27 protein-coding genes are annotated in these 26685 nt (G+C 43.2%); 21 read left to right on the forward strand and 6 right to left on the reverse strand.

What is annotated here, in order from left to right; genetic code table 11:
• The first annotated feature begins 4 nt into the window (after window positions 1–4).
• The 7 genes from N4597_RS00675 (at window position 5) to N4597_RS00705 (ending at window position 6774) form a co-directional block, all read left to right on the forward strand.
• A complete protein-coding gene (locus N4597_RS00675; protein ID WP_056976448.1) occupies window positions 5–799 on the forward strand; it encodes a two-component system regulatory protein YycI in 795 nt (264 codons plus the stop codon).
• 69 nt (window positions 800–868) lie between these two features.
• Complete coding sequence (locus N4597_RS00680; RefSeq protein WP_172583975.1) at window positions 869–2053, forward strand: family 1 glycosylhydrolase; 1185 nt, start codon at window positions 869–871, stop codon at window positions 2051–2053.
• A gap of 27 nt (window positions 2054–2080) precedes the next feature.
• Window positions 2081–2890 carry an MBL fold metallo-hydrolase gene (locus N4597_RS00685; RefSeq protein WP_202021581.1) on the forward strand — a complete coding sequence of 270 codons (810 nt, stop codon included), beginning with the start codon at window positions 2081–2083 and terminating at the stop codon, window positions 2888–2890.
• Window positions 2891–2980: 90 nt separating this feature from the next.
• On the forward strand, window positions 2981–4234 hold the full coding sequence (locus tag N4597_RS00690; protein ID WP_101811596.1) for a S1C family serine protease: 1254 nt from the start codon (window positions 2981–2983) through the stop codon (window positions 4232–4234).
• Between the two features lie 331 nt (window positions 4235–4565).
• On the forward strand, window positions 4566–5045 hold the full coding sequence (rlmH, locus tag N4597_RS00695) for a 23S rRNA (pseudouridine(1915)-N(3))-methyltransferase RlmH (RefSeq protein ID WP_056976444.1): 480 nt from the start codon (window positions 4566–4568) through the stop codon (window positions 5043–5045).
• A gap of 147 nt (window positions 5046–5192) precedes the next feature.
• Window positions 5193–5948: a DeoR/GlpR family DNA-binding transcription regulator gene (locus N4597_RS00700; protein ID WP_260904133.1), complete on the forward strand. Its 756-nt coding sequence runs from the start codon at window positions 5193–5195 to the stop codon at window positions 5946–5948.
• Window positions 5949–5964: 16 nt separating this feature from the next.
• Entirely contained in the window at window positions 5965–6774 is an 810-nt protein-coding gene (locus tag N4597_RS00705; RefSeq protein WP_260904135.1) for an HAD family hydrolase, read from the forward strand.
• Here the strand turns inward: N4597_RS00705 and N4597_RS00710 are convergent.
• From N4597_RS00710 to N4597_RS00720, 3 genes are all read right to left on the reverse strand, one after another.
• Window positions 6757–7518, reverse strand: a complete 762-nt coding sequence (locus tag N4597_RS00710; protein ID WP_056976441.1) for an ABC transporter permease — start codon at window positions 7516–7518, stop codon at window positions 6757–6759. The two genes, N4597_RS00705 and N4597_RS00710, sit on opposite strands and share 18 nt — an antisense overlap.
• Window positions 7499–8155: an ABC transporter ATP-binding protein gene (locus tag N4597_RS00715; RefSeq protein WP_056976440.1), complete on the reverse strand. Its 657-nt coding sequence runs from the start codon at window positions 8153–8155 to the stop codon at window positions 7499–7501. The genes N4597_RS00710 and N4597_RS00715 overlap by 20 nt, the downstream gene beginning before the upstream one ends.
• Before the next feature lie 103 nt (window positions 8156–8258).
• Window positions 8259–8729 carry a nucleoside 2-deoxyribosyltransferase gene (locus tag N4597_RS00720; protein ID WP_056976439.1) on the reverse strand — a complete coding sequence of 157 codons (471 nt, stop codon included), beginning with the start codon at window positions 8727–8729 and terminating at the stop codon, window positions 8259–8261.
• Window positions 8730–8924: 195 nt separating this feature from the next.
• Between N4597_RS00720 and N4597_RS00725 the strand changes: the two genes are divergently transcribed.
• The gene (locus N4597_RS00725; protein WP_050611353.1) at window positions 8925–9662 is read left to right on the forward strand and encodes a deoxynucleoside kinase; all 738 of its coding nucleotides are present in this window, start codon (window positions 8925–8927) and stop codon (window positions 9660–9662) included.
• Window positions 9663–9787: 125 nt separating this feature from the next.
• Window positions 9788–10264 (forward strand): universal stress protein, encoded by a 477-nt coding sequence (locus N4597_RS00730; RefSeq protein ID WP_050611551.1) that lies wholly within the window; start codon window positions 9788–9790, stop codon window positions 10262–10264.
• Window positions 10265–10368: 104 nt separating this feature from the next.
• Here the strand turns inward: N4597_RS00730 and N4597_RS00735 are convergent, their stop codons facing one another.
• The 3 genes from N4597_RS00735 to N4597_RS00745 form a co-directional block, all read right to left on the reverse strand.
• A complete protein-coding gene (locus N4597_RS00735) occupies window positions 10369–11817 on the reverse strand; it encodes an amino acid ABC transporter substrate-binding protein/permease (protein WP_260904141.1) in 1449 nt (482 codons plus the stop codon).
• 214 nt (window positions 11818–12031) lie between these two features.
• The gene (locus N4597_RS00740; protein ID WP_056976913.1) at window positions 12032–13069 is read right to left on the reverse strand and encodes a branched-chain amino acid aminotransferase; all 1038 of its coding nucleotides are present in this window, start codon (window positions 13067–13069) and stop codon (window positions 12032–12034) included.
• A gap of 84 nt (window positions 13070–13153) precedes the next feature.
• Window positions 13154–14029: a LysR family transcriptional regulator gene (locus N4597_RS00745; RefSeq protein WP_204774016.1), complete on the reverse strand. Its 876-nt coding sequence runs from the start codon at window positions 14027–14029 to the stop codon at window positions 13154–13156.
• A gap of 154 nt (window positions 14030–14183) precedes the next feature.
• Between N4597_RS00745 and N4597_RS00750 the strand changes: the two genes are divergently transcribed.
• The 12 genes from N4597_RS00750 to N4597_RS00805 all read left to right on the forward strand — a co-directional run bounded on the left by N4597_RS00750 (window position 14184) and on the right by N4597_RS00805 (window position 26612).
• Window positions 14184–14600 carry a cupin domain-containing protein gene (locus tag N4597_RS00750; RefSeq protein WP_172577412.1) on the forward strand — a complete coding sequence of 139 codons (417 nt, stop codon included), beginning with the start codon at window positions 14184–14186 and terminating at the stop codon, window positions 14598–14600.
• 8 nt (window positions 14601–14608) lie between these two features.
• Complete coding sequence (locus tag N4597_RS00755) at window positions 14609–14926, forward strand: carboxymuconolactone decarboxylase family protein (protein WP_094131067.1); 318 nt, start codon at window positions 14609–14611, stop codon at window positions 14924–14926.
• Between the two features lie 171 nt (window positions 14927–15097).
• Window positions 15098–16513 (forward strand): DHA2 family efflux MFS transporter permease subunit, encoded by a 1416-nt coding sequence (locus N4597_RS00760; RefSeq protein ID WP_260905321.1) that lies wholly within the window; start codon window positions 15098–15100, stop codon window positions 16511–16513.
• 643 nt (window positions 16514–17156) lie between these two features.
• Window positions 17157–18251, forward strand: a complete 1095-nt coding sequence (gene pdhA / locus N4597_RS00765; RefSeq protein ID WP_089144686.1) for a pyruvate dehydrogenase (acetyl-transferring) E1 component subunit alpha — start codon at window positions 17157–17159, stop codon at window positions 18249–18251.
• A 1-nt stretch (window position 18252) separates the two neighbouring features.
• A complete protein-coding gene (locus N4597_RS00770; RefSeq protein ID WP_050611344.1) occupies window positions 18253–19230 on the forward strand; it encodes an alpha-ketoacid dehydrogenase subunit beta in 978 nt (325 codons plus the stop codon).
• 16 nt (window positions 19231–19246) lie between these two features.
• Window positions 19247–20848, forward strand: coding sequence for a 2-oxo acid dehydrogenase subunit E2 (locus N4597_RS00775; RefSeq protein WP_260904148.1), 1602 nt, complete (start codon window positions 19247–19249; stop codon window positions 20846–20848).
• A 7-nt stretch (window positions 20849–20855) separates the two neighbouring features.
• Entirely contained in the window at window positions 20856–22259 is a 1404-nt protein-coding gene (lpdA, locus tag N4597_RS00780; RefSeq protein WP_167588863.1) for a dihydrolipoyl dehydrogenase, read from the forward strand.
• A gap of 39 nt (window positions 22260–22298) precedes the next feature.
• The gene (locus N4597_RS00785; protein ID WP_260905323.1) at window positions 22299–23318 is read left to right on the forward strand and encodes a lipoate--protein ligase; all 1020 of its coding nucleotides are present in this window, start codon (window positions 22299–22301) and stop codon (window positions 23316–23318) included.
• A gap of 68 nt (window positions 23319–23386) precedes the next feature.
• The gene (locus N4597_RS00790; protein WP_260904153.1) at window positions 23387–24478 is read left to right on the forward strand and encodes an SGNH/GDSL hydrolase family protein; all 1092 of its coding nucleotides are present in this window, start codon (window positions 23387–23389) and stop codon (window positions 24476–24478) included.
• Window positions 24479–24504: 26 nt separating this feature from the next.
• Complete coding sequence (locus tag N4597_RS00795; RefSeq protein ID WP_050611341.1) at window positions 24505–24834, forward strand: hypothetical protein; 330 nt, start codon at window positions 24505–24507, stop codon at window positions 24832–24834.
• A gap of 151 nt (window positions 24835–24985) precedes the next feature.
• On the forward strand, window positions 24986–25255 hold the full coding sequence (locus tag N4597_RS00800) for an ACT domain-containing protein (RefSeq protein WP_050611340.1): 270 nt from the start codon (window positions 24986–24988) through the stop codon (window positions 25253–25255).
• Between the two features lie 13 nt (window positions 25256–25268).
• Window positions 25269–26612 carry a PFL family protein gene (locus N4597_RS00805; protein ID WP_260904157.1) on the forward strand — a complete coding sequence of 448 codons (1344 nt, stop codon included), beginning with the start codon at window positions 25269–25271 and terminating at the stop codon, window positions 26610–26612.
• Window positions 26613–26685: the final 73 nt, after the last annotated feature.

Genomic DNA, 26685 nt, shown 5'->3' on the forward strand with positions numbered 1-26685 from the left:
TGACATGAATTTTAAGAAGATAATTTGGATTTTTTTTCTAGCCTTCATTGTGCTTGACATCTTTTTAATCTATTCGTATACCCAGCAAAATGATTACGTTGATGCCACGACCAATACAGTGAATGGTAATGAAGCGAGTTCGATTTTGAAGAGCATTCATAATGACCAAATAACCACCGGTAAGATTTCCCAAGCTAAGGGGGCGGGCTATTACATCGCGAGTGCGGATGATGATTACCTAAGGGATAAGGCCGACCAACTAAATTTTGTTAGCTGGGCGTATAATAATCACCGTCTAACCGTTACCTTTGCAACCATGGTTAAGCTAGGAACTAACCCCCAAAAGACAATGAAAGCCTTACTCAACAAGGAAAACCAGGTTATCAATGGCAAAGATTACCGCTACGCGGCTAGTCTTTCCAGCAAAAATACGCTGGTCTATACCCAATTGGTTCATGGTAAACCAGTGTATTCCAGTGCGGGCCAAATTAGGTTTACGGTGAAAAATGGCTATGTAACTGGCTACACCCAGGGGTATTTGAGTAAAGTTCAAACCCTGCGCGAGAAGAAAGAAACGATTAGCCAACAGCGGGCTTTAGTTTGGCTATATCAATATAATAAGCTGCCTAGCAACTCGACGATTGAGTGGAGTGACTTAGGCTATACGAAGTTACTGGCCGTTAATAACAGCACTATCTATATTCCCACCTGGAACTTTTACATCAAAAATAATGCGTCGGGTAATTACTATTACCGCAGGATTAATGCCTTTACTGGAACCGTAATGGAGGAAGACTAAGCAAAATAGGCCCGGTTAGGGTAAGTTGCGTGCTATACTTTTAGGAAAAACAGGTAGGAAGGATTAACAATGACAGTAATGCGTTTTCCCAAACAATTTAATTTTGGAGCGACTATTTTAGCTAAAGATGATGAGGGAGGCTTTGACCAAGGTAATAAGGGGTTGACCACCTATGATGTACTCACAGCTTCTGAGAACGTAGCTAAGTTAGACCTTGAAGAAGTGTTAGCGGCCGTGGAAATTGAAGGGTTAGCTTCTTATCCTAGTCGGCAGGGGGTGGACTTTTACCACCGCTTAGATGAAGACTTACAAACATTGGTTAACCTTGGGATTAGTCAGGTATTAGTGTCCTTATCATGGGCTCGGTTATTTCCTAAGGGAGAAGAATTGAGTCCTAACGAAGTCGGACTGAAGTTTTACCAAATTTTGTTAACTAAGATAAAAGCTTTAGGGCTAGAACCGATTGTTATTTTAGGCGACGGGGCCTTGCCGCTAAACTTGAGTGTTAAGTATAATGGTTGGGCCACACGCCGGTTGGTAGCAGATTTTAACCGCTATGCTAACGCCTGCTTCGATAATTTTGGGCAGTTGGTAAGTAAGTGGTTAACTTTTATTGACTTGACCGCGGTTTTAAACGCCCCTTACCTAGCTGGAGGTATTTTAAGCCGGGCTGATGCCGAGATTGCATACCAAGCCTTGGTTCACCAGTTGCTCGCAAGTAGCCTAGCTAGTAAGAACCTGCACGAACAGTTTCAGGCTAGCCAACTAGGATATGGGATTAGCTACCAAGTTGATCTTACCGAAGGTCGCGCAGCATTTGAGCAAAATTTCAAGCAAAGGTTGCTAGCTGATTTGGTATTAAGAGGGGCGTACTCCCCCCTACTAGCGCAACTTTTGGAACAGGCTGAAATTGAGCTTGACTTAGACGAACTAGACGCGGAAACTCTGGCTGAAAGCAAGGTTGATTTTATTTACTTAAATTGGCCAGAGACACAGCATAACTTAGAGGTGGCCTTATTAGAACTGACGGAAAGATATCAGTTACCGATTATAGTCGGGGATTTCAGTTCTAAGTATCGGCAAAATATTCAAGCGGTTGCTAGGGCCTTAAGCCAAAAAGCTACGGTGGTCGGCTATTTTCCGCAGGTATTTAATGGGGGGCTAGTAGCAGTCGCTAGTGACCTAACCCGCCAAAAAACGGCAGCCTATAATGACTATCAAGACATAATTTTTAATAACGGACTTGAAATTTAGTAATGTTAGAAGGGAACCTAAAATATCATGGCGTCTAAAGATGATAAGTTAAAGATTAGTGTGTTAGCTAGTGGTAGTAGTGGGAACGTAACCTACATTGAAACTCCTAAACGGAAGGTATTGGTAGATGCGGGCCTATCTGGTAAAAAAATTGCAGGCTTAATGGAATCTATCGGTCGAAGTTTAGACGAGGTAGATAGCTTATTTGTAACCCATGAACACTCTGACCACATTCAAGCGGTAGGGGTCCTAGCACGGCGTTATGGTTTAGACGTCTACGCAAATGAAAAAACTTGGCAGGCGATGGGGCCAAAGATTGGTAAGATTAAGGCTGAACAAAAACACCTCTTTCAACCGGGGGAATTGAAAGCCTTTGACGATTTAGACGTGGTTAGCTACCAGGTCTCACACGATGCAGCCCAACCGCAATTCTACGAATTTCACCACGCCGGGGCGACCTTTGCGATTGTAACGGATACGGGTTACGTCTCAGAAGAAGTGGCCGGGGTTATTAGCGATGCAGACGCCTACTTGTTTGAATGTAACCACGACATTGAAATGCTCCGGGTTGGGACCTATCCCTGGTCACTAAAGCAAAGAATTTTAAGTGACCAAGGTCACCTGTCTAACGAAGACGGGGCTAAAGCTTTAATGAGTGTGATTGGCAATCATACTAAGCAAATTTATTTAGGTCATTTAAGCCGGGAAAATAATATGAAACCTTTAGCCCACCTAACGGTTGCAAACTTACTAGCCGAACATGAATTAGGGGTCGGACATGACTTTGAATTGTTCGATACCGATCCAGCCCAGGCAACGCCATTAGTTAGTCTCTAATTTAGCTTAGGAAAGTACCAAGAATTTCAAGCATTTTTCATATTTGCTCGCTAGAATAAAAGCATAAACTAACGTGGGAGGAGAATTTTAATGGCGCAGAAAGAAGAAAAACAAGCAAGATTAAAGTCGTCATTTTTAAAAACTGCCTTGGTAGCGGTAGTTGCCGGGGTACTTGGTGGTGGGCTAACGATTGGTGCCTATAACCTTTATCAAAATCAAGCGGTAAGCAGTAGTGATGATAGCCAAGCTACCACTAAGGTAAGTAATGTTAAGGTTAACGTCAGCACCCAAGCTACCAAGGCCTTTAACAAGATCAAGCGGGCGGTGGTGACGGTTGAAGCCTACCAAAAGAGTGATAACAGTATTGATTCCATTTTTGGTTTTAGTAGCGGTAGTTCCGAAGAGACGACCTCAGAAAGTGAAGGTTCGGGGGTAATCTATAAGAAAAATGGTAATACCGCCTACGTAGTAACGAATAACCACGTTATCTCTGGAGCAGATAGCTTTTATGTTATGCTTTATAGTGGTAAGCGGGTTAAAGCGACCGTGGTCGGTAAAGACTCTGTCTCTGATTTAGCGGTCCTAAAGATTGACGCCAAAAACGTTGAACAAACGGCCACCTTTGGAAATTCTGACAACATCCAAGTAGGGGAAACGGCCCTAGCAATTGGTTCACCAATGGGGTCAGAGTATGCTACTTCGTTAACCCAGGGGATTATTTCGGCTAAGAAGCGGACCTTAGACATTACCAACAGCTCGGGGGTAACGACAGGCTCGACAACCGTTATCCAAACGGATGCTGCTATCAACTCCGGTAACTCAGGGGGACCATTGGTTAACTTAGACGGGCAGGTAATTGGGATTAACTCGATGAAATTATCGTCTAATTCAAGCAGTTCTGAAAATGCTTCGGTTGAGGGGATGGGCTTTGCCATTCCAAGTAACGAAGTGGTAAAAATCATTAACCAATTAGTCACCAAGGGTAAGGTCTCCCGTCCGGCCTTAGGTATTTCTGGCATCGACTTAGATTATGTATCTGATAGTGCTAAGTCTGACACCCTGAAGTTACCTGATGGGGTTGACAGTGGAGTTGTGGTGATGAAGTCTGATTCAGACTCACCTTTAAAAGATGTTCTTTCTAAGTATGACGTCATTGTCAGCTTAGGGGGCAAAAAGGTTACTGGAATTTCCAGTTTAAAGACAGCTTTATATGCGCATAAGGTAGGAGACAGCGTGACGATTAAGTACTATCACGATGGGCAGCTTAAGAGCCAAAAGGTGACTTTGAGTTTAGAAGCTAGTGAAAGTACCACGACTGCTACTAGTTCGGAGAGTGAAAATTAGAAGTGAAAAGAATCGGTTCCAAAAGTGCCGGTTCTTTTTTTAGCTTTGTTAAAGTAGTGGACTTTGCTAAAATAAAAAGGGGCTAAGCGCAAGGTGGAACTTATCCACAAAAAGAGTTTCAACCTGTGGATAAGTTGCAATATTCAAAAATATTGACGTTGATAACCCTTGGTAATAAAGGAATACAGCCGGTGGAGTGTAGCGAAGCTTAGTTTTATTAACTTGTGGATAAGTCGGTCAAAAAAGATAGCTTATCTTGTTAGGAACACTCATTCTTGCCAAGATGTTGTGGTTAGGTTGTGGAAAAAATTGTGGAAAAGTAGGGTGAAAAATGAACATTAAAATTATTGGTGTCGGTAAGTTAAAGGAAAAATATCTCAAGCAAGGAATTGCTGAGTATGCCAAACGGTTAGGAAAATTTTGTAAGTTTGAGATTGTGGAAGTGCCTGACGAAAAGGCGCCCGAAAAATTATCTGCGGCTGAGATGGAAGGCGTAAAAGAAAAAGAGGGTGAGCGGATTTTAGCCAAAATTAGGGATAAGGAGTATGTCTACGCCTTAGCAATTGAAGGAAAAGAACGCTCATCGGAGGAATTTGCTCAAGAAATTGCCCAGTTGACAACCTATGGCAGAAGTGACATCACCTTTGTTATTGGGGGGTCACTGGGGTTAAGTCCCGCCGTCTTAAAAAGAGCGGAGACTAAAATTTCCTTTGGGCGGTTTACGTTACCACACCAGTTAATGAGGTTAGTTTTAAGTGAGCAAATTTACAGGGCATTCATGATTAATAACGGCAGTCCATATCATAAGTAATGACAAGAGTAGCGTTAGCTTAAGTGGTTAACGCGCTTTTTTTAACTATAAAAACGCAAATAAATGCAAGAAAATGGATTGAAACGCAAATTAACCGTTTTCAAATCAAGGGAATGTGGTAGGATAAAACTAAAAGAGGGTGAGAAAATGTTACCGGCAGAAAGGTTACGACTAATAAAGCAGCTCTTAACTAAAAAAGAAGAATTAACGACTAATGAGGTGGCTTTGAAGCTAGCGGTGTCAAAGGATACAGTCAGACGAGATTTTGACCACCTGGCGCAAACAGGTCAGGCCCTGCGGATTCACGGCGGGCTGATGACCCTAGGAGATAGCGGGGTGCCTAATTTTAAGGAGCGGACTAAGATTTTATCCCCCTTGAAGCATGAGATGGCCAAGTTGGCGGCGAAGTTTGTTAGTCATGATGGGCTATATTACTTTGATACGTCGACAACCTTAGTACAGTTAGCTAAACTAATTGATTTTAAGGGGACGACGATTGTGACCAACTCACTAGACAATGCTCTAGCCCTAACTAATAGTCGCTTAATGCGGGTTGAACTACTAGGGGGGACCCTTAATAAGCATAATCGTTTTACTAGTTCGATGACCTCACTAGGTGAGCTAGCTAATTATCAATTTGACGTTGCCTTTATTGGAACGTCGCGTCTTAGTCCTGCGGGTATTTTTGTTGTGGATCAAGATGATTCGTATTTACCACGGCAGGCAATTAAACAGGCCCGTAAGGTGGTCGTAGTTGCAGAACAATATAAGTTTCACGCCGATAGATCTTCATTTAAGGTCTGTGATTTAAATGAGATTGACGTGTTAATTACAGATGAACAGCTAACAAAGACGCAACGTAAGTGGTTTAGGTCGGATACGCAGATTTTATACGCTAAGTAGGAAGGAATGGGAAGTCATGTACAAACACCTTTTTTCAGATATGGATAATACCTTGTTAAGGACGGATGGTTCTTTTAGTGAGGAAAACGCGCGGGTAATTAAACAAACCAACTTACCCTTTACCTTGGTTTCGGCCCGGGCCCCAATGGAGATGGACTTTGTCTTAAATAAGCTAAAGTTAAGTAACCCGCAGATTGCCTTTAACGGGGCCTTAATTTACAGACAGTTGGGCACCCAGCGGGAGGTGCTTTATTCCCAGCCATTACAACCAAGTGATTTTACTAAGTTAATGGCGGTTATCAAAGCCTACCCAGAGGTCAGCCTAACCTGGTATGATGCCAATAACTGGTACGCCTTTAAGCAAGATGAGGGTACCGCTTATGAGACGTCCATCACCCACCTAGAGCCGACTTTAGTGACGGAAGCTGATTTAAAGAGTTTAACAGGACCTTTTTATAAGTTTATGCTAATTTGTTTTGATTTGGAAGTGTTAGGAAAATTAAAGGCTGCCTTGCTAGCTTTAGGTTTAGAGAATGTAAGTATTGTTAATTCTAACCCAACTTACATTGAAATCACCCATAAAGATGCGACTAAGGCTAATGCCATTGCACATGTACAAGCAGCAGAAAAAATTACCAAGGACCAGTTGATGGCCTTTGGTGACGGCGAAAATGATTTACCAATGTTAACTGCCGTAGGGACAGCGGTAGTTGTTGCTAATGCAAGTGCTAAGATTAAACAGGTCGCCGACTTTATTTCTAAGTCTAACGACGAGGACGGAGTCGCCTACGCAATTAAAAAACTAATTTTAGATGCGGAGTTGTAGTTGATCATTATAGTAGTCGACATAGGTGCGGTAGCCAGCGATAATTGAACCTAGACTAGTAGCCGATAAAAGCATGAAGGTTACCATAATTTGGTATTTGATAGCGTGTAAGGGGTCGACGCCGGCAAAGATGAGTCCTGACATCATCCCCGGTAGGCTGACAAGGCCAACGGTTTTAGCTGAATCAATCGTTGGTTGCATGGCGGTTTTAATGCTGGCGTGCAGTAGGGGCAGCGAAGCTTGTTTGCGGTTAGCACCTAAGGCCAGTTTTTCTAAGACTTGTTGGCGCTGGTTAATAAAAAGCTCATGTAAATTCCGGTAACAAAGCCCAATCGCAACCATGGAGTTGCTAGCAATCATCCCACTGATGGGGACGATCTGGGAGGGGACAAACTTAATGGCCCCTGCCAAAACGAGGACTCCTAGGGTAACGTAAGTGCTAATAAAGATAGCTAACAAGGAATTAAGGTAGTGCTTGCTGTGATTAGGGTTGCGTTTATGGGCATTGTAGGCGGCATTGAGAACAATGAAGAAACTCATAGCGGCGGTCAACAGTACGTTATTGACGTTAAAGATATATTTGAGAACGTAGCCGACGATAATTAACTGGATAATTGCCCGGGAAATACTATAAAAAATGTCTTTAGTCAGGCCAAGTTTTTCGCGGTTACTAATATAGACGGCAACCAGTACGAGGGCAAAGGCTAGGGCTAGTGAAAAGTTATTAACGGCTAGTTGTGACATCTGAAAGACTCCCTTCTTCAAGCCAAAGGACCTTGGCGGCTTGGCTTAGCTCTGTTTGGTTATGCGTGATTTGAATAATTGTTAAGCCGGCTTCCTGCCATAACTGCTTGATAAATTGGTGGACAATTTCGATTGAACGGGCATCAAGACCCACAGTTACTTCGTCTAGAAGTAAGATTTTAGGGAGAAACATGGTGTTTCTTAGGAGGGCCACCCGTTGTTTTTCACCCCCGGAAAGCTCGGTGATGTTCTTATTTAGATAACTGGTGGGGAGGTTAACCTTGGTTAAAGCCTGCTCAATTTGAACCTGAGAACTAGCTTCATTGCGGATAACAAAGGGAAACTGTAAGTTATCGGCAACGGTTTGGCCAAATAGGCTGGGTTGTTGGAAACAATAAGAGACTAGTTGCCGGTAGGTGGTTATTTCATAGTCACGCTGGTTTTGACCTTGAAAAATAATTTCACCATCACTCGGGGAGATAAGACTGGCGATAATCTTGAGGAGGGTGGATTTGCCACCACCAGAGGGACCGGTAAGAGTTAAAAAGTCACCGGCTTGCACTTCGAGGTTAACCTTATTTAAAATCTGCCGCTGCTCAACTTGGTAACTGATGTCAGTTAAAGATAGAATTGACATAGGTTTAGCTCCTTTGTTTATAATTTTTCTAAAATTATAACATAAAAAAAGAACCCTAACAAAAGTTGTGCTCAACTTTTGTTAGGGCTTTTCATCTGGAGCCTTAAATAACCGGCCGCTCTGCGTTAAAGCTAGGCATTAGCTCAGTAAAGTCATAGTTACTTAGGGCGTTGAGGCCATCTTTGTTGACGTCAAAGTAAGCGGTCATTGCTTGGCGAATCATGAGGTTGATCTCCTTATTAGGGTCAAATTGAACAACAATTACGGGGATATTGTTACCGTAGGCATAGCCAATTTCAAAGGCAGTGCCAGAGTCTGCCTCATTATCGCTTTCTTCCAATTTATAGTCGATGATGGCAACAACGGCATCTGCCTTAATGATTTGGGAAGTGTCCAGCATAAAGCAGGCCTTTTGCCATTCGAGGCTGCCAAATTCAGCGGCTTCATAAGGATGCTTAGCTGGTTCAAAAACGGAACTAACAGTAGGGTTTTGATCTAAAGCTGCTTTAACTTGGGCGATGCGTTCGTTTTGGGCATCTGAAAAGAAGGGGGAAGCAAGGTAGATACGGTTCATAATTTTTCTCCTTAAATACAAATAACTAGATATAGTAGTTTATCTTTAGAGTAAGCACAATATAATGAAAATAGGGCTTTTCTTTTGGGAAAAATCCAGGTATTATATTAAAGGTTACTCTATTTTTATTATACAGATTAATTTTGAGATAAAAAAGTCTCTAGTTGTTTAAAAAGAAAGGATGAGTTAGTCATTTTGATTACTTTATCAGGAATCATCGGTTCAGGAAAATCAAGTTTAACGGAAATTTTAGCCCAAGAATTAGGCACGAAAGCCTATTATGAACCAGTTAAAGACAATCCAGTCTTACCAATTTTTTATAAAGGTAATGAAATTGCTGCTAAAAAGCGGGCTCAAGGCGATAAGGATGCGACTAATCCCTATGCTTACCTCCTTCAAACCTTCTTTTTAAACCGGCGCTTTGCCATGATTAAAGCGGCAATGGCTGAGGATAATAATATTTTAGACCGGTCAATTTATGAGGACGAAATCTTCATGAAGATGAATACCGAAATGGGTAATGCTACCGAAGTAGAGTACGATATTTATAAGAGTTTGTTAAACAACATGATGGAAGAATTGCCATTTGCAGCCCATAAAAAGTCCCCTGACTTGATGATTACCATCAAGGTTTCCTATGAAACGATGATTAAGCGGATTGAAAAGCGGGGCCGGGACTACGAACAAATCAAGACGGATCCATCATTGGTAGACTACTACCATCGCTTGTTAAAGCACTATGATACTTGGATGAAGGAATACGATGCTTCCCCACTGTTAATCATTGATGGTGATAAGTATGATTTCGTAGCCAACATGGCTGACCGGGTTACCGTACTAGAACAAATCGAACATAAGCTAGTCGAACTAGGCAACCTTAGCCACGACCACCTCTTAAACCTAAAGACGAAGCATAGTGAATTATTAGCCTAAGTAATAAGGCCCCGGAAATTAGCACCGGGGTCTTATTTATTTAGATTAACAAATGATAACGCTTGAATTTTGGTTAAAATGAAGCTATCATTAAAATAGATAGATAAAAGGGTAGGGTGATTAAGATGTCACAAGAATATAAACGCATTTTAGTAGCAGTAGATGGTTCCAAGGGAGCAGAGGTGGCTTTACGGACGGCGGTAGAAGTAGCTAAACGTAACAACACCCACCTAGATATCTTGCGGGTCTTAGACCTTAACTCCCTTGAATATGGTGGTGCTGGCATCGCTTTAGACGGTGCTAAGATTTATGATATCGAACAAGAAAATGAAGCTTACTTGTTAGATTTACGCGATCACTTAGTTAATGTTGATGGCCTAGATGAAGCTAATGTGTCCGTACACTTACGCTTTGGTAACCCTAAGGATGTTATCGTCAATGATTTCCAACCGGAATATCACAACGACTTGATTATTGTAGGCTCGACCGGCAAGAACCTCTTCCAAAGGATTATTGTTGGTTCAGTAGCTTCTTACGTGGTCCGGGCTGCCAAGTGTGATGTCTTAATGGCGCGGACAACGGAAGCAGATTTAGCAAAATAAGTTCACAATTAAAGCCCCGTAAGGCTCGCTTACGGGGCTTTTTAGATGAATAGCGCCTAGTTTTGGGAATAAATCCAAGACTAGGCGCTACTTTGATTTAGAAACTAGCGGGCTAGCTTCTTTTCGATGTATTTAGAAATTAAGGTTAAAATGGTAATGACTAACAGGTAGATGATTCCGATAATAGCCCACACCCGGAAACCCTGGAGGTTACGGGCGATGATAATCTTACCAGTTTGAGTTAATTCTAAGATGCCGATAACTGATAAAATTGAGGTATCCTTCAAGGTAATAATGAACTGGTTGATGAAAGAAGGAACCATAATCTTGATGGCTTGTGGTAAGATTACGCGCTTCATGGCTTTACCGTAAGGAAGTCCGAGACTGCGGGCAGCTTCCATCTGACCGACGTCGACAGACTCAATCCCCCCTTTAACAAAGGCGGCGGTATAAGCCCCTTCATTCAAGGTAAGGGTGATAATCCCAGCAATGAAGGCAGGAATCTTAATGCCGGTTAAAGCTGGCACCCCGTTATAAATAAAGAGTGCAAGGACTAGTAGTGGTAAGCCACGGAAAATATAGATAACTGTACTTGAGAGACCTTGGCAGAATTTAGAAGGAACAACGCCCAAAAGGCCAAAGATAATCCCAAAGATAGTGGCAAAGAAAATCCCAACTAAAGTTAGGTAGATAGTCTTTTCTAACCCGGTTAAAAAGGCGCCGTGGTTTTGTTTCAACAAGCCCAGGATGGTACTTTCTTTGTGGGCAGCCGCTTTATTAGCCTTTTGCTTGTTAATCGAAGCGGACCCGACGTACTTATTGACGATTTGTTGGTAGGTTCCATCCGCTTTGAGTTGCTTTAAACCATGATTGAATTTTTGTAACAACTCTTGATTTTGCCCCTTCATAACGGCAAAACCGTAGTAACCACCATCGGCTGGCTTAGTAGCTAATTTAAGTTTAGTCCCAGTTTTAACGGCGTATTGGAGAACGGGGCCGTCATCGAAACAGGCCACAGAGTTACCGGAAATCACATCGTTGTACATGTTATCGGAGTCATCGAAAGTAACGGTTTTAAAGCCGTACTTCTTTTGGATTGACTGGGCGTAGTTGGCAGCGGCGGTCCCGGTTTTAATGGCAACCCGCTTGCCCTTTAAATCCTTGTAACTACTGATGCTACTGTTTTTAGCAACGGCCATAACGTAGCCGGTCTTATAGTAAGGGTCGGAGAAATCAAAGGTTTTGCGGCGTTCAGGGGTAATCCCCATCCCGGCGATAACCCCATCAATTTGACCAGACTCCAGGGCTTGCACAGCAGCGTTAAAACCTAAGGCTTTGATTTTAACCTGAAACCCTTCCCGTTTAGCGATAGTTTTCATTAAATCAATATCAATTCCAACGTACTTATTATTATCATTAGCAAATTCAAAAGGGGGGTAGGTAACATCGGTCCCAATTACGTAAGTCTTAGCAGCAACTCGGTCTGGGTGGGCCAAGGCAAAGAGGCACAGGGCCCCTAGAATTAATAATAAGCTTGAATAAATCTTTTTCATAAACAATTCCTCTCTTTGTGAATAAATAATAAGCACTTTTTCATAATACCATATTTTTCTAATCAAAACTAAAAAATATTCAGTTTTAGTTCAAGAAAAGACAATTTTCAGGGGTGAAAGTCCGCTTTTTAAATGAGAAAAGCAGCTAACTAACTTTAATTTAAGCATAAAAAAGTGCACTCCCATAAATGAAGAGTGCACAGTTAATTAATTATTAAGCTTCAACAGCTTTGACAATCCAGCCTTCAGGAGCAGGTCTGTCACCGAATTGGATTCCAACTAATTCATCATAAAGCTTCTTAGTAACAGGGCCAACTTCAGTGGTGCTGTAGAAGACGTGGAAATCATCGCCAACTTGGAAACCACCGATTGGTGAGATAACGGCTGCAGTCCCGCAGGCACCCGCTTCAGCAAAGTTATCTAATTCGTCGACGTAAACGTCACCTTCAACGGCTTCCATCCCAAAGCGTTCCTTAGCCAAGTAAAGCAATGAGTACTTGGTAACGGAAGGTAAGATGGATGGGGACTTAGGAGTCACAAACTTTCCATCCTTAGTAATCCCAAAGAAGTTAGCTGAACCAACTTCTTCAATCTTTCTATGTTCAACTGGATCGAGGTAAATAGCATCTGAGAACCCAGCTTTGTGGGCCTTTTCACCTGGGTAAAGGCTGGCTGCGTAGTTACCACCAACTTTGCTTGCCCCGGTCCCTTTATGAGCTGCCCGGTCATAATCAGAAGCAACAAAGTTAGTTGGAACCATGCCACCTTTGAAGTAGGAACCAACAGGCATTGCAAACACTGAGAAAATGTATTCACTTGCGGGGTGAACACCGATATTTTCACCCACACCGATAATATATGGACGGAGGTAGAGGGTAGCCCCAGTTCCATAAGGTGGAACGTAGGCTTCGTTGGCTTTAACCACTTGTTTTAAAGCATCAACAAACATTTCTTCTGGCACTTCTGGCATTAAGAGCCGCTTGCATGAATTTTGGAGCCGTTTAGCATTTTGGTCTGGTCTAAAGAGGTTAACACTACCGTCCTTACAACGATAAGCCTTTAACCCTTCAAAAGCTGCCTGCCCATAGTGTAAAACAGGCGAGCCTTCATTCATGGCCACGGTTGAATCTTCAGTCAAGCCGGCCTTGTGCCAAGCACCATCTTTCCAAAAGGCACGGTAACGATAGGGCAAATCCATATATTCAAAGCCCAAATTTTCCCAATCTAAATCAACGGTTTGATGTTTTGTCATAATAAAAACCTCCTAAATGTCCATCAATTGTTTCCTATTATAACAAGCAAAATGAAAAAATCAATACTAAATCTAATAATTTTTTCATTTAATTAAAACTTGAATGTAAGCCAAGAAATGTTGTTCCAAGGAACCTAAGTGATTATTCTTACGCCAGGCGAGGACGTGGCCACTATGGTGGCTAGGTGCAAACGGGATAAACCGCAAATCTGGGTGGGCGTTGAGGGTGAGAATCCCCTCGATACCCAGGGCACAGTAGTTGTGGTTTAAGACAAGAAAGTTAGCGTTGCTAGGTAGGTTAATGAAGAATTTAGGACTTAAAGCTTGCAAAGGCGCTAACCAAGAATCAATTTCTGCTTTGACGATATTGCGCCTAGAAAGAATCAACTTTTCGTTTTTTAAGTCGCCTAGGCTAAGGCTTTTTTGCTTTGCTAGGGGGTGAGACTTATTGACGATGATGCCCCACTGATCGTAGTAAGGTAAAGTGAGAAAGTTATATTTGGCGGTTTCAACCGGCTCGATTAAAAAGGCAAAGTCTAGGTAGTGGGTATCTAGCTTTTCCTTAAGGTCGTCGCCATCCGCGTCATAGAATTCAAATTGAACTTGGGGGTGTTTAGCTTGGAAGGCTTGCAGCCAGTTGGCAACCTCAAGGGACAACTTGGACTCAACGCAGCCAATTTTTAGTAACCCGGCCAAATCATTTTGCTGGGTTTGTAGCTCCTTTTTAGTAGTAGCTAACAGGGAAAGGATTTGCTTAGCCCGTCTTTCAAAGGTAACCCCGGCTTCGGTTAGGGCCAGGTGGTGTTGACTCCTGGTTAGCAGTTGGGCGCCAACTTCTTCTTCTAACTTGGTTAACTGCCGTGAAAGGGTTGGTTGGGTAATATGTAGTTGTTGGGCGGCCTTGGTAATATTGCCCACCTGGGCTACTTTCAAGTAATAAGTAAGTAAACGAATGTCCATAAAATCACCTCAACTCTTATTATACATTTTAAGCATGATAAAGCACTCATAATAGGTATTTTACAGAAAAGGATTTCTTTTTTACTATTAATATAGTAGAAAGCGGGTGAAAGTTGTTGCCTGAGCTTTCTTTTTTTGAAAGGTGGCTAGAAAAATGGCTGAATTTGAACAAGCGGTAAAGGAAAATAACCTCTTTGGGTTAGGCAATTTAAATACGGCTTATGCCCAGTATTTTACTGGCGCTAGTTACTTGCAGGGGCTAGTGCAAGCCCAAAATGAAGTTGACGTCAATGTTGCCAACGTTAACTTTGAGCCTGGTTGTCGTAATAACTGGCACGTTCACCATGATGGCTTTCAGATTCTGTTAGTAACCGCGGGAAAAGGTTGGTATCAAGAAGCAGGAAAGCCGGCTAGGTTATTGTCAGCTGGTGACGTGGTGATAATCCATGAAGGAATTAAACATTGGCACGGGGCAACCAAGGCTAGTTGGTTTTCACATTTAGCGATTACTAAGGGAACTAGCGAGTGGTTAGAAGCTGTGACTGCTGAAGACTATGCTAAGTTAGGTTAGGTGATAACATGGTTAAAAAACAAACTGCAGGTCGTAAGCAACTGGGGGACTTTGCCCCTAAGTTTGCCGAATTAAATGATGACGTTTTATTTGGACAAGTGTGGGCGCGCGAAGATAAACTATCCGCCCACGAACGGAGTGTGATTACGATTACGGCCTTGATTGCCGGCGGAAACTTTGAACAACTGAAATATCACCTGCAAGTAGGTAAGGATAATGGTATTAGCAAGGAAGAGATTAGTGAAATCATTACCCACTTGTCCTTTTATGTAGGTTGGCCTAAAGCCTGGTCGACCTTCAATTTGGCCAAGGAAATCTGGGCTTAGTATGAAAGACGTTTCAAGTGAAGCGTCTTTTTTTGTAAAAAATGAAAAATTTTACTTACACGAAAATTTTATTTTTGTTATGCTAATCATCGGACCTAAAAAAGGTTAAAGAATTTCATTAAGAAAGAAGAGAGGCTTTATTTTTTGGAACAAACAAAACAAGTAACCGCAATGCGGGCACGAGTTGAAGTCGACCGTCCGTGGTTAGCAATGACAAGTATGTTGATTGGGGCCTTTGTAGGGATGTTATCCGAAACGTCGCTCAATATTGCCTTACCTAGTTTAAAGCTAGCATTAGGGGTAGAAACCTCTACCCTTCAATGGTTAGTAACGGGCTACATGTTGATTATTGGGATTATCTTGCCCTTCTCAAGCTTAATTTCTAAGTGGTTTACAACTAGACAAACGGTTATTTTTGCTTTAGCCGATTTCTTAGTCGGAGCAGTGATTTCCGCAACCGCCAGTGGTTTTGGCCAGTTACTCTTAGGGCGGATGATTCAAGGGATTGGGACCGGGTTAATCTTACCATTAATGTTTACGGTGGCAATGCAAATTTTCCCACCCCAAAAATTAGGGGCCGCCATGGGGGTTAGTGCCCTGGTGATCATGTTTGCCCCTGCAATTGGCCCAACCCTAACGGGGCTATTACTGGCTAAGTTATCCTGGAATTGGATTTTCTGGTCATTTGCAATTATTCTTGCAATCGCATTGGCATTTGCAATCTTTGGTTTGAAAAACGTTGCAGAAATTACCAAGCCTAAGGTTGATTTCTTATCCTTGGTAGAATCTGTAATTGGCTTTGGTGCCTTGGTTATGGGAGTGAGCTTTGCCAGTGAATTAGGGTGGAGTTCGCCTGTTGTGTTAGGCCTTCTAATCGTCGGAATCGTGGTCTTATTCCTTTATTCTAAGCGGCAATTAAACCTAGCTAGCCCGATTTTAAACATCAAGATTTTTGCTAAGCCAGCCTTCAGGGTTGGGGCGGTTTTAGTCATGTTGGACTTTGCTATTATCTTATCCGCAATGTACCTCTTGCCACAATATATCCAAAGTGGCTTGGCTTTACCAGTAGCCTTGACAGGGATGATTATGCTTCCCGGGGGGATTATTAATGCGGTGGTGTCTGCTTTGGCAGGCCGGCTTTATGATAGCCACGGTGCTAAAATGCCAGCACGGATCGGCTTTGCGATTGCGCTAGTTGGGGCCATTATGCTAGCCTTGGTAAAGCCAACTAGTTCGGTCGCATACGTAATCTGCGCTCACATCATTATGATGATTGGTTGTCCGTTGGCAATGTCTCCTGCACAAACTCACGCCCTAAATGCCTTAGAGGGGTTGGAATCTGCAGATGGAAGTACGATTATGAACACCATGCAACAAATTGTTGGGGCGATTGCTACTGCCTTAGCAACCAGTTTCTTAATGTTAGGTCAAAGTTTATATAACGGCGCTAACAAGCAAGCAGCCTTTACAAACGGGGTGCACTTTGGTATTTACTTTACCATTGTCTTAGCAGTGGTGGGCTTATGCTTAGCCTTTAAGTTAAAGGATCCTGCTAAGAGTAAGGATGTAGACTTAAACAGCAAATAGTTAAAGAATTAACCAAAAATAAGATAGATAGGAAGATTAATTTAAGTAAAATAACGGCTTGAGTCAGCTAGACCCAAACCGTTACTACTTAGGTTAATCTTTTTTTGACCGTTTTTTTAAAAGGGCTAAAATTCCGAGCGTAATAGTTGTAAAAATCCCGGTGAAAGCGATAAAATCAAAGAAAAGACAGATGAAAAATAAGGTGGTACTAGCTAGAACTTTGAGTACGTAAAAAGTAAGGCTTAAAAAGATAAAGCCGCATAGCCAGCTAGCAATTCCTAAGGCAATTAAAAACCGTTTGAATTTTTGCAAGTCGTTCACCTCCAAAGACAGTTTATAAGCAGTATTATAAACCGTCTTGGGGTAACTGGCTAGGTTAACGGTGGCCAATAGTTTGTGCACTGGCTAAGTGATAAAACTCACATTAAGGGATTTTTTTAAATGAAAAGCTAAAAGTAAGCGCTAAAATTTAGGTTTTGTTCAACCTTTATGATAGTTCAAAAATTTACAATGTTTACAAGCTTATGTGAACGGGTTATTATTTCTAATGTAAGCGGTATATAAACGGTATTCTAAATAGTTTTGGAATAAGTAAGCGACACTATTTCTGAATAGGAATATTGTTAAACAAGGAGGAATCATAATGACTAAGGGTATTGATTTAAAAGACTATTTTGCAACGCCTGAAACCAAAACGGTTAAGGTTTTAGATGGGAGTGGCCAAGTTGTCAATGAGGACTTTTTCCCAGATTTGAGTGACGACCAATTAGTAGAACTATTTAAGCAAATGGTTTGGTCCCGGATTTTAAATGAACGCTCTACTAAGCTAAATCGGCAAGGACGGTTGGGCTTCTTTGCACCAACAGCCGGGGAAGAAGCGAGTCAAATTGGCTCAAACTTTGCAATGGAAAAAGAAGACTTTCTATTACCAGCCTATCGTGATGTACCGCAATTAGTGCAACATGGCTTACCACTTTACAAGGCCTTCTTATGGTCACGGGGCCACGTTGAAGGGAATGAATATCCAGCAGATTTACAAGCTTTGCCACCACAAATCATCATCGGGGCTCAATATGTTCAAGCTGCTGGGGTAGCCTTAGGTTTACAAAAGAAGGGCTCTAAGAATGTGGCTTACACTTACACCGGTGATGGTGGTACTTCCCAAGGTGACTTCTATGAAGGAATTAACTTTGCCGGCGCCTTCAAATCACCAGCTGTCTTCATTGTTCAAAATAACGGGTACGCTATTTCTGTTCCCCGGGCAACCCAAACGGCGGCGCCAACCTTATCACAAAAGGCAGTTGCAGCTGGAATTCCAGGCGTGCAAGTTGACGGGATGGATGCTTTAGCGGTTTACGCTGTGACTAAGGCTGCCCGCGAATGGGCGGCTGCCGGCAATGGGCCTGTCTTGATTGAAACATTGACCTATCGGTTTGGACCACATACTTTATCCGGGGATGATCCAAAACGTTACCGGACCTCAGAAGAAGAAAGTGAATGGCAAGAAAAGGACCCATTGATTCGGATGAGAACCTTCCTTGATAAGAAGGGCCTTTGGAGCCAAGAACAAGAAGAAGCTTGGACTAAGGAAGTAAATGAACAAATTGATGAAGCGATGGCTAAGACTGAAGCTGCACCAGTGCAAAAGGTTAGTGACTTCTTGAAGAATACATTTGTGGAAACACCAGCCGTAATCCAAGAACAAATTGACGTATACGCAGCTAAGGAGGGCAAGTAAGATGGCTAAAACAACAATGATTAAGGCGATTACCCAAGCCTTGGACCAAGAAATTAAACGTGATGATAAAGTGCTAGTATTCGGTGAAGACGTCGGTAGAAACGGGGGGGTTTTCCGGGCAACTGACGGCTTGCAAGATGCTAATGGTAAAGACCGGGTCTTTGATACCCCGCTAGCAGAATCAGGCATCGGTGGATTGGCAACTGGGTTAGCCCTCCAAGGCTTCCGGCCCGTACCTGAAATCCAATTCTTTGGCTTTGTCTTTGAAGTAATGGATGAAATTGCTGGGCAAATCTCACGGATTGGACACAGGATGGGTGGCACGAGAAAGATGCCAATCACAATTAGGGCTCCATTCGGTGGAGGGGTTCACACACCAGAATTGCACTCCGATAGTTTAGAAGGGTTAATGGCGCAAACACCAGGCTTGAAGGTAGTTGTTCCAAGTGGTCCTTATGATGCCAAGGGCTTACTTTTATCAGCTATTCGTTCAGACGACCCAGTAGTCTTCTTAGAACACATGAAGCTATACCGGTCCGTTAAAGAAGAAGTACCTGACGAAGAATACACCATTCCATTGGATAAGGCAGCAGTTAAGCGGGAAGGTAAGGATGTCTCAATCATTACCTACGGTTATATGGTTCAAGAAAGTCTCAAAGCAGCCGCTGACTTAGCTAAGGAGGGCATTGAAGCTGAAGTTTTAGACCTCAGAACGATTTCACCACTAGATGAAGAAGCTATCTTAGCAACAGTTAAAAAGACTGGCCGGGCAGTCATCGTTCAAGAAGCCCAACGCCAAGCTGGGGTTGCAGCACAAGTAGCTTCTGTAATTGCTGAAAAAGGGATTTTAAGTTTGGAAGCACCAATTGGTCGGGTAAGTGCTCCTGATACACCATATCCATTCAGTGAAGCTGAAAGTATCTGGTTGCCTAATAAAGCAGATATTATTGCGAAAGTGAAAGAAACAGTTAATTTCTAAATGAGGGGTGCAAAAAATGAGCAAATATCAATTTAAATTGCCAGACATTGGTGAAGGAATTGCTGAAGGAACCATTGGTGAATGGCATGTTAAAGAAGGGGACAAGGTCGAAGTAGACGGAGACCTTGTTCAAATTGAAAATGATAAGTCGGTTGAAGAATTACCATCACCAGTTGCTGGAACTGTGACTAAGATTTTAGTTGCTGAAGGTGAGGTTGCTGAAGTCGGCGATCCATTAATCGAACTAGAAGTTGCAGCTGGTCAAGGCAATGTCAGTGATGACACCCCAGCCCCAGCAACCAAGAGTGAAGCACCTGCCGCTGGTGGAGCTGATGTTTACCAATTCAAGTTGCCAGATATCGGCGAAGGAATTGCTGAGGGGACAGTTGGTGAATGGCATGTTAAGGTGGGAGATACTATTTCTGCCGACGATGATTTAGTTCAAATTGAAAATGATAAGTCGGTTGAAGAATTGCCATCACCAGTTGCTGGGACTATTACTAAGATTTTAGTTCCTGAAGGTGAAGTGGCAGAAGTCGGTGATGTTTTAGTTGAACTAGCTGTGGCGGCAGGTCAAGGCAACGCCTCTGCAAGTGCAGTTGCCAAAGCCACACCAGCTGCTGCCCCAACAGGAGCTAAACCAGCAGCCACTGTTGGCCAAGCTCAAGATCACAGTTTACCTGTATTAGCAATGCCATCAGTGCGGGCTTATGCGCGTGAACAAAATGTTGATTTGACTAAGGTTAATGGGAGTGGTAACCACGGTCAAGTCTTACGAACTGACGTTGACGCCTTTATTGCTAACGGCGGTGCTAGTCCGGTTAAAAAGGTAGTTCCTACAACTGACCTCCGCGAAGAAGAAGTTGCAACTAGCCCAGCTAAGGTTAAGGCCACCGTTCAAGCTTTAGACGCCCAATGGCCAGAACACCGTGAAAAGATGGACCAAATTAGGAAGGCAACAGCTAAGTCAGTTAGCCGGTCTGTGGCTGAAATTCCACACGTTCATATCTTTGACGAAGTGGTGGTTGACAAGTTATGGGCTCACCGCAAGAAGTACAAGGAACTGGCTGCTAGTCGGGATGTTAAGTTAACCTTCTTAGCTTACATTGTTAAAGCCTTGGCGGTTGTTATGAAGGAATACCCAGTCTTCAACTCCTCTGTTGACATGGATAATAATGAAATTGTCTACAAGGATTTCGTTAACGTCGGGATTGCGACTGATACTCCACGGGGCTTGTTCATGCCAAATATCAAGAATGCTGACCGCCTCAGCCTCTTCAACATTGCCCGGGCAATCAGTGAAAACACAGCTAAGGCTAAGGATGGCAAGCTAACTGCTACTGATATGCGTAATGGGGGCATGTCCATTACTAACATTGGTTCTGTTGGTGGAGGTTACTTCACTCCAGTTATTAACTGGCCTGAAGTAGCAATCTTAGGAATCGGCAGAATTACCCAAGAACCAGTTGTCTTAGACGATAAGGTTCAAGTGGCCCGGGTCATGAAGTTAACCTTAGCCTTCGATCACCGAGTAATTGATGGTGCAACGGGCCAAAGTGCGATGAACCGTTTGAAAGAATTATTAGCTGACCCAGAATTACTATTGATGGAAGGATGATTGACAGATGGTAGTTGGAGATTTTGCAATTGATTTAGACACAGTTGTTATTGGTGCAGGCCCTGGTGGTTACGTTGCTGCGATTCATGCGGCTGAATTAGGCCAAAAGGTAACTGTGATTGAACGTGAATTTATTGGTGGGGTTTGTTTAAACGTTGGATGTATTCCATCTAAGGCTTTAATCGAAGCGGCCCACCACTATCAACACGCGATGGATTCCCAAGACATGGGGTTGCAGGTCACTGCTGCTAAGCTTGACTTTACCAAGACCCAAGAATGGAAGAAAAGCGTGGTTGACCGCTTAACCGGTGGGGTTGCAAGCCTCTTTAAGAAGCATCATATCGATGTAATTTGGGGGAGTGCTTATTTAAAGGATGCCCACAGCTTACGGGTTATTGGGGAAGATAAGGCCCAAACCTATACCTTTAACAATTTGATTATTGCGACTGGTAGTCACCCAATCGAAATTCCTAACTTCAAGTTTGAAGGCCGGGTAATTGATTCAACTGGTGCTTTAAGTTTGACCGAAGTTCCTAAGGAATTGGTGGTTGTCGGCGGGGGTTACATTGGCTCTGAACTTGCTTCTGCCTACGCTAACTTAGGCGCTCACGTAACAATCTTAGAAGGTTCTAACAGTATTTTAGCCAACTATGAACGCGACTTGGTGAAGGTGGTAGAACATCACTTTAGTGAACAAGGAGTGGATATCTACACCGAAGCAATGGCTAAGCGGGCAGAACAAAACGGTGATAAGGTTGAAGTGACCTTTGAAGTTAAGGGTGAAGAAAAGACCATCACCGCTGATTACTGCATCGTTTCAGTAGGGCGGCGTCCAAACACCAAGGATATGGGACTTGAACAAGTTGGTATCAAGGTTGACCAACGTGGCTTGATTGAAGTTGACAATCAAAGCCGGACGAGCGTTGAAAACATCTATGCGATTGGTGACGTCGTACCAGGATTTGCCTTAGCTCACAAGGCTTCTTATGAAGGTAAGGTTGCAGCCGAAGCAATTTCTGGCAAGGCAACAACGGTTGATTACCACGCAATGCCAGCAGTCTGCTACACAGATACTTCCGTTGCAACGACCGGGTTAACCTTCGCGGAAGCCAAGGACCAAGGCTTAGATGTTAAGAAATCCCAGTTCCCATTTGCAGCTAACGGTCGGGCCATCTCTATGAATTCGACTGACGGGTTTGTGCGCTTGGTTTACCTAAAGGATAGCGGGATTTTAGTCGGGGCTCAAATTGTCGGGGTCCACGCTAGTGACTTAATCAGTGAGTTGACCTTGGCGATTGAATCAGGTAACACGGTTGAAGATATTGCCTTAACAATTCACCCACACCCATCTATTGCTGAAGCTGTTATGGATGTAGCTGACGTGGCAATTGGTTTCCCAACTAATATCTAGGAAAGAAATAAAGATTTGGAAGTGTAAATAATGCCTAAGATGAGATATATTGCAATGAAAACCGATGATATTCGGACCAACCTCGCAACGGAACAGTATTTGATGAATAGTGGTAAGTTAGAACCCCCATTTATGTTATTTTATATTGAAAAACCATGTATCATCGTTGGTCGTAACCAAAACACCTTAGAAGAAATTAACCAAAAGTATTGTCAAGAACACAACATTACCATTACCCGCCGCTTATCTGGTGGGGGCGCAATGTACCAAGATCTTGGTAATATGTGCTTTAGCTTCGTAGTGCAAGCAGATAAGCAAAAATTTGGTGATTTTAAGTCATTGGTTAAACCAGTTGTCGATGCCCTGCATGAAATGGGGGCAACTGGAGCAGAAGTTACCGGGCGTAACGATATTGTCATCGACGGTAAGAAGTTTTCTGGTAATGCAATGTATTCTCGTAACGGTAAGACCTTCAGCCACGGCACATTGATGTTTGATGTCAATACCGATAGTGTGGCTGATGCCTTAAACGTGCCTAAGGATAAGATTGAATCTAAGGGGATTAAATCAGTTAGAAGTCGGGTAACTAATATTAAGCCATACCTTAAACCAGAGTACCAAGAGCTTGATACTTATCAATTTAGGGATGAATTGATTAAGAAAATTTGGGGAGTTGCTACTATTGAAGAAGCTAAGGCTTACGAGTATGAGTTAACTGCCGAAGATCAAGCTGGAATTGCTGAGATTGAACAAAAGCTCTATAAGAATTGGGACTGGGTTTATGGTAAGTCACCGGAATTTTCTGTTCAAAAACGGAAGCACTTTGATGGTGGTACGATTGATGCCCGCTTCCAGGTTGAAGAAGGTAAGATTAAGGAACTAAAGATTTATGGTGATTTCTTTGGCCCTGGTGATGTAACTGAACTTGAAGATGCTTTACGGGGGCAAGAATATACGCCAGACAAGATGATAGCGGTCTTAACTAAGCTGGACTTGGGCAAGTACTTTGTGGGAATTGCCCCGGAAGATGTTATTGACTTACTGGCATATCAACACTAAGGAAAAGACCACTTTGGCTGGACTGCGCAATGCCAAGGTGGTCTTTTTTTATTAGGTAGGTGAAAGTGATGATTAGTTGGCAGTTAGGGATAATGCAAACCTGTGATAACTTTGCGACCATGCCCTTTAGGCTAGGACAATTGGCGCAGGTTGTTGCGTACACGCCTTTTTTAAGTGGTAACAAGGTGAGGTTGGTGTTAAGCAACCTTTATGGGGAGGCGGACCTTTATTTTGATGAGATTTACCTAAGTAAAGAGGAAAAGTTTCATGTGAAACACCAGGTAACTTATTTAAAACAAAAGCAGGTGGTGATCCGCCGGGGACATAAATTACAGACAGACCCACTAACTTTAAAAGTACAAGCCGGCGAAAAGCTCTACGTTTGGATGAAGGCTAGTAGAAAGCAGACTTACGCGGACGTGGCTAGTACCTACGCTACCGATTTGATCAACGCTAGTTATGGGCAGAAGTTTGACTACTGTCCTAGCCTGCGAGTAAATGAGCACCAGCGGAAAAGTTGGTTTAGCCTGGAAGGGGTTTTGGTTTGGACTAAGCACAAGCCCAAGGTCGTTGAGTTTGCCGGTGATTCTTTGATGGAGATGGGCTTTGTTAGCCAAGCCTTAGGAAAACTTTTTCTAGAGGAGTATCCGCAGCAGGTTACCTATTTAAATAGCGCCGTTTCAGGTAGCAGGTTACTTTATGATTGTCCAACGGATAGTCCCTTGCTAGCCACTTATGGGCAAAGTTTATTAAAACGTAAGCCTAAGCCAAGCAGCGTGGCCCTAAGCATTTGCTTTTGCGGGGGCAATGACTTGTTGTTGCCGGCCTATAGTAGCCAAGCTAGTAAGCAAGTGGTGACGCCGGCTGAATTGGTGGCTGGTTTTAGTGAGTTACTAACTAGCTGGCCTAACCCGGTGGTTAGTTCGACGATTTTGCCCGCCCCAAAGATTCAAGCTCAAAGCGAGGCTACGAGGCTAGCGGTTAACCAGGAGCTAAGCAGTTGGTCCCAGATAGTTGACGGGGCCAAGCTGCTAGTGGATGGGCAGGGCAAGTTAAAACCAACTTACCAATTAGGGGATGGGTTGCATATCAACCAGGCTGGTGGTAATTTGTTAGCTCAGCAGCTTTTGGCCTTCCTAAAAACTAACAGTCTGCTATAATTAAGAAAAAACGAAGGAAGTTGTTCATGTATAATTTAATTCCAGATACCATGATTGAAGTTAAAACTAAACTAGACTGGCTCCTAGCTAATGGCTTTGACGCTACCGAGGATTCGGTTATCCAAGATGGAATTTTAGCCGGGGCAGACTTAATGTTTGAAGACGCATTAGAAGGGCCCTACTGGACGGTCTTGTGGGCAGTAGTCGATGAGAAGCTTTTAGTCAGGGGGGCCTTAGGGGAAACGGTTGGTTACATCACGCCCCGGTCAGGTTTTAGTAAGTTTAGTGACGACTTTAAGCAAAATGCACCGTCAACTTGGTTTAACATTTCGAGTCAAGTTGAAAAATTAGTCTAGGTAAAAAGCTGGCTGTTCATAACGAACAGTCGGTTTTTTATTTCCAGTCACCTTTTTATCCGAACAAACTTTACAAAGTCCAAAAAATAATTTGTGATTTAGCGAACAATAGCTTATACTAGACTTACATTTAAGTAACGAGGTGGATTAAATGAAGGCAATCTTAACAACCGTTGGGCAAGACCAAGTCGGAATTATTGCAGGCGTCAGCAACTACTTAGCCCAAAAGCAGATTAATATCTTAGATGTCAGTCAAACCATTATGAGTGGTTATTTTACAATGATGATGATGGTCGAAGTTCCTAGTGCGGACCTGGATTTTGTTCAAGTCGCCACGGAATTGAAAGATTTAGGAACTAAGTTAGGGGTGGAAATTAATATCCGTAACGCGGACCTCTACCAAGCCATGCACCAACTATAAGGGAGGGAAAACGATGGAAACAGCCAAGATTCTCGAAACAATTCATATGATTTCAGACGAAAATCTAGATGTTAGGACCATTACGATGGGGATTTCCCTGCTCGATTGTATTGACAGTGATTCTAGCGTGGCTTGTCAAAAAATTTATGACAAGATTACGAGCAAGGCCAAGGACCTAGTTAAGGTGGGCCAAGCAATTGAAGCCGAATACGGGATTCCGATTATTAATAAACGGATTTCAGTAACACCAATTTCCTTAATTGCGGCTGCTAGTCATGATAAGGACTACCTTAAGTATGCTCACACTTTAGATAGGGCGGCTAAGGCAGTGGGGGTCAACTTTATCGGTGGTTTTTCTGCCTTGGTGCAAAAGGGTCACCAAACCGGAGACCAAACCTTGATTGCCTCTTTGCCCCAGGTCTTAGCGGAAACGGAGTTAGTCTGTGCCTCCGTTAACGTAGGTTCAACTAGAAGTGGAATCAACATGGACGCCGTTAAACAAATGGGGCAAGTGGTGGTGGCAGCTTCGAAAAAAGATGTGATGACTAACGCTAAGATGGTAATCTTTTGTAATGCGGTCGAAGATAATCCGTTTATGGCCGGGGCCTTTCACGGAGTGGGTGAACGCGATGTGGTCATTAACGTCGGCGTTTCTGGTCCGGGGGTAGTTAAAACCGCGCTAGAAAAGGTCAAAGGGCAACCGCTAGATGTGGTCGCTAACACCATCAAGGAAACGGCCTTCAAGGTAACCCGGATGGGTCAGCTGGTAGGAACGGTGGCCTCAGAGCGCTTGGGGGTACCGTTTGGAATCGTGGACCTTTCGCTAGCACCCACACCCGCAGTGGGTGATTCGGTTGCCCAGGTGTTGGAAGAAATTGGCCTGGAACAGGTCGGAACCCACGGTACAACCGCGGCCTTAGCGATGCTAAATGACGCCGTGAAAAAGGGTGGGATTATGGCATGTAGCCAAGTCGGTGGGTTGTCAGGAGCCTTCATTCCCGTCTCGGAAGACGCTGGGATGATTGATGCAGTTAGGGCAGGTTGCCTTAACATCGAGAAGCTAGAAGCCATGACGGCCGTCTGCTCGGTGGGGTTAGACATGATTGCCGTCCCAGGTGATACCCCTGCCGAAACAATTAGCGCCATGATTGCAGATGAAGCTGCTATCGGGATGATTAACAACAAGACAACCGCGGTTAGGGTAATTCCAGTTCCCGGTGCTAAGGTAGGTGATAAGGTGGAATTTGGGGGCTTGCTTGGTCACGCTCCAGTGATGGCCGTAAATTCGGCTAGTTCCGCAGAGATGATTAACCGCGGGGGACTAATTCCCGCACCAATTCATAGCTTTAAAAATTAATTAGACAAGTCGTGCTTGGAAATAAATAGTAAGTGCCAGCGGCAAGTAAGGAAAAGTCCTTATTTGTCGCTAT

The organism is Ligilactobacillus agilis, from assembly GCF_025311475.1.
GTDB lineage: Bacteria > Bacillota > Bacilli > Lactobacillales > Lactobacillaceae > Ligilactobacillus > Ligilactobacillus agilis.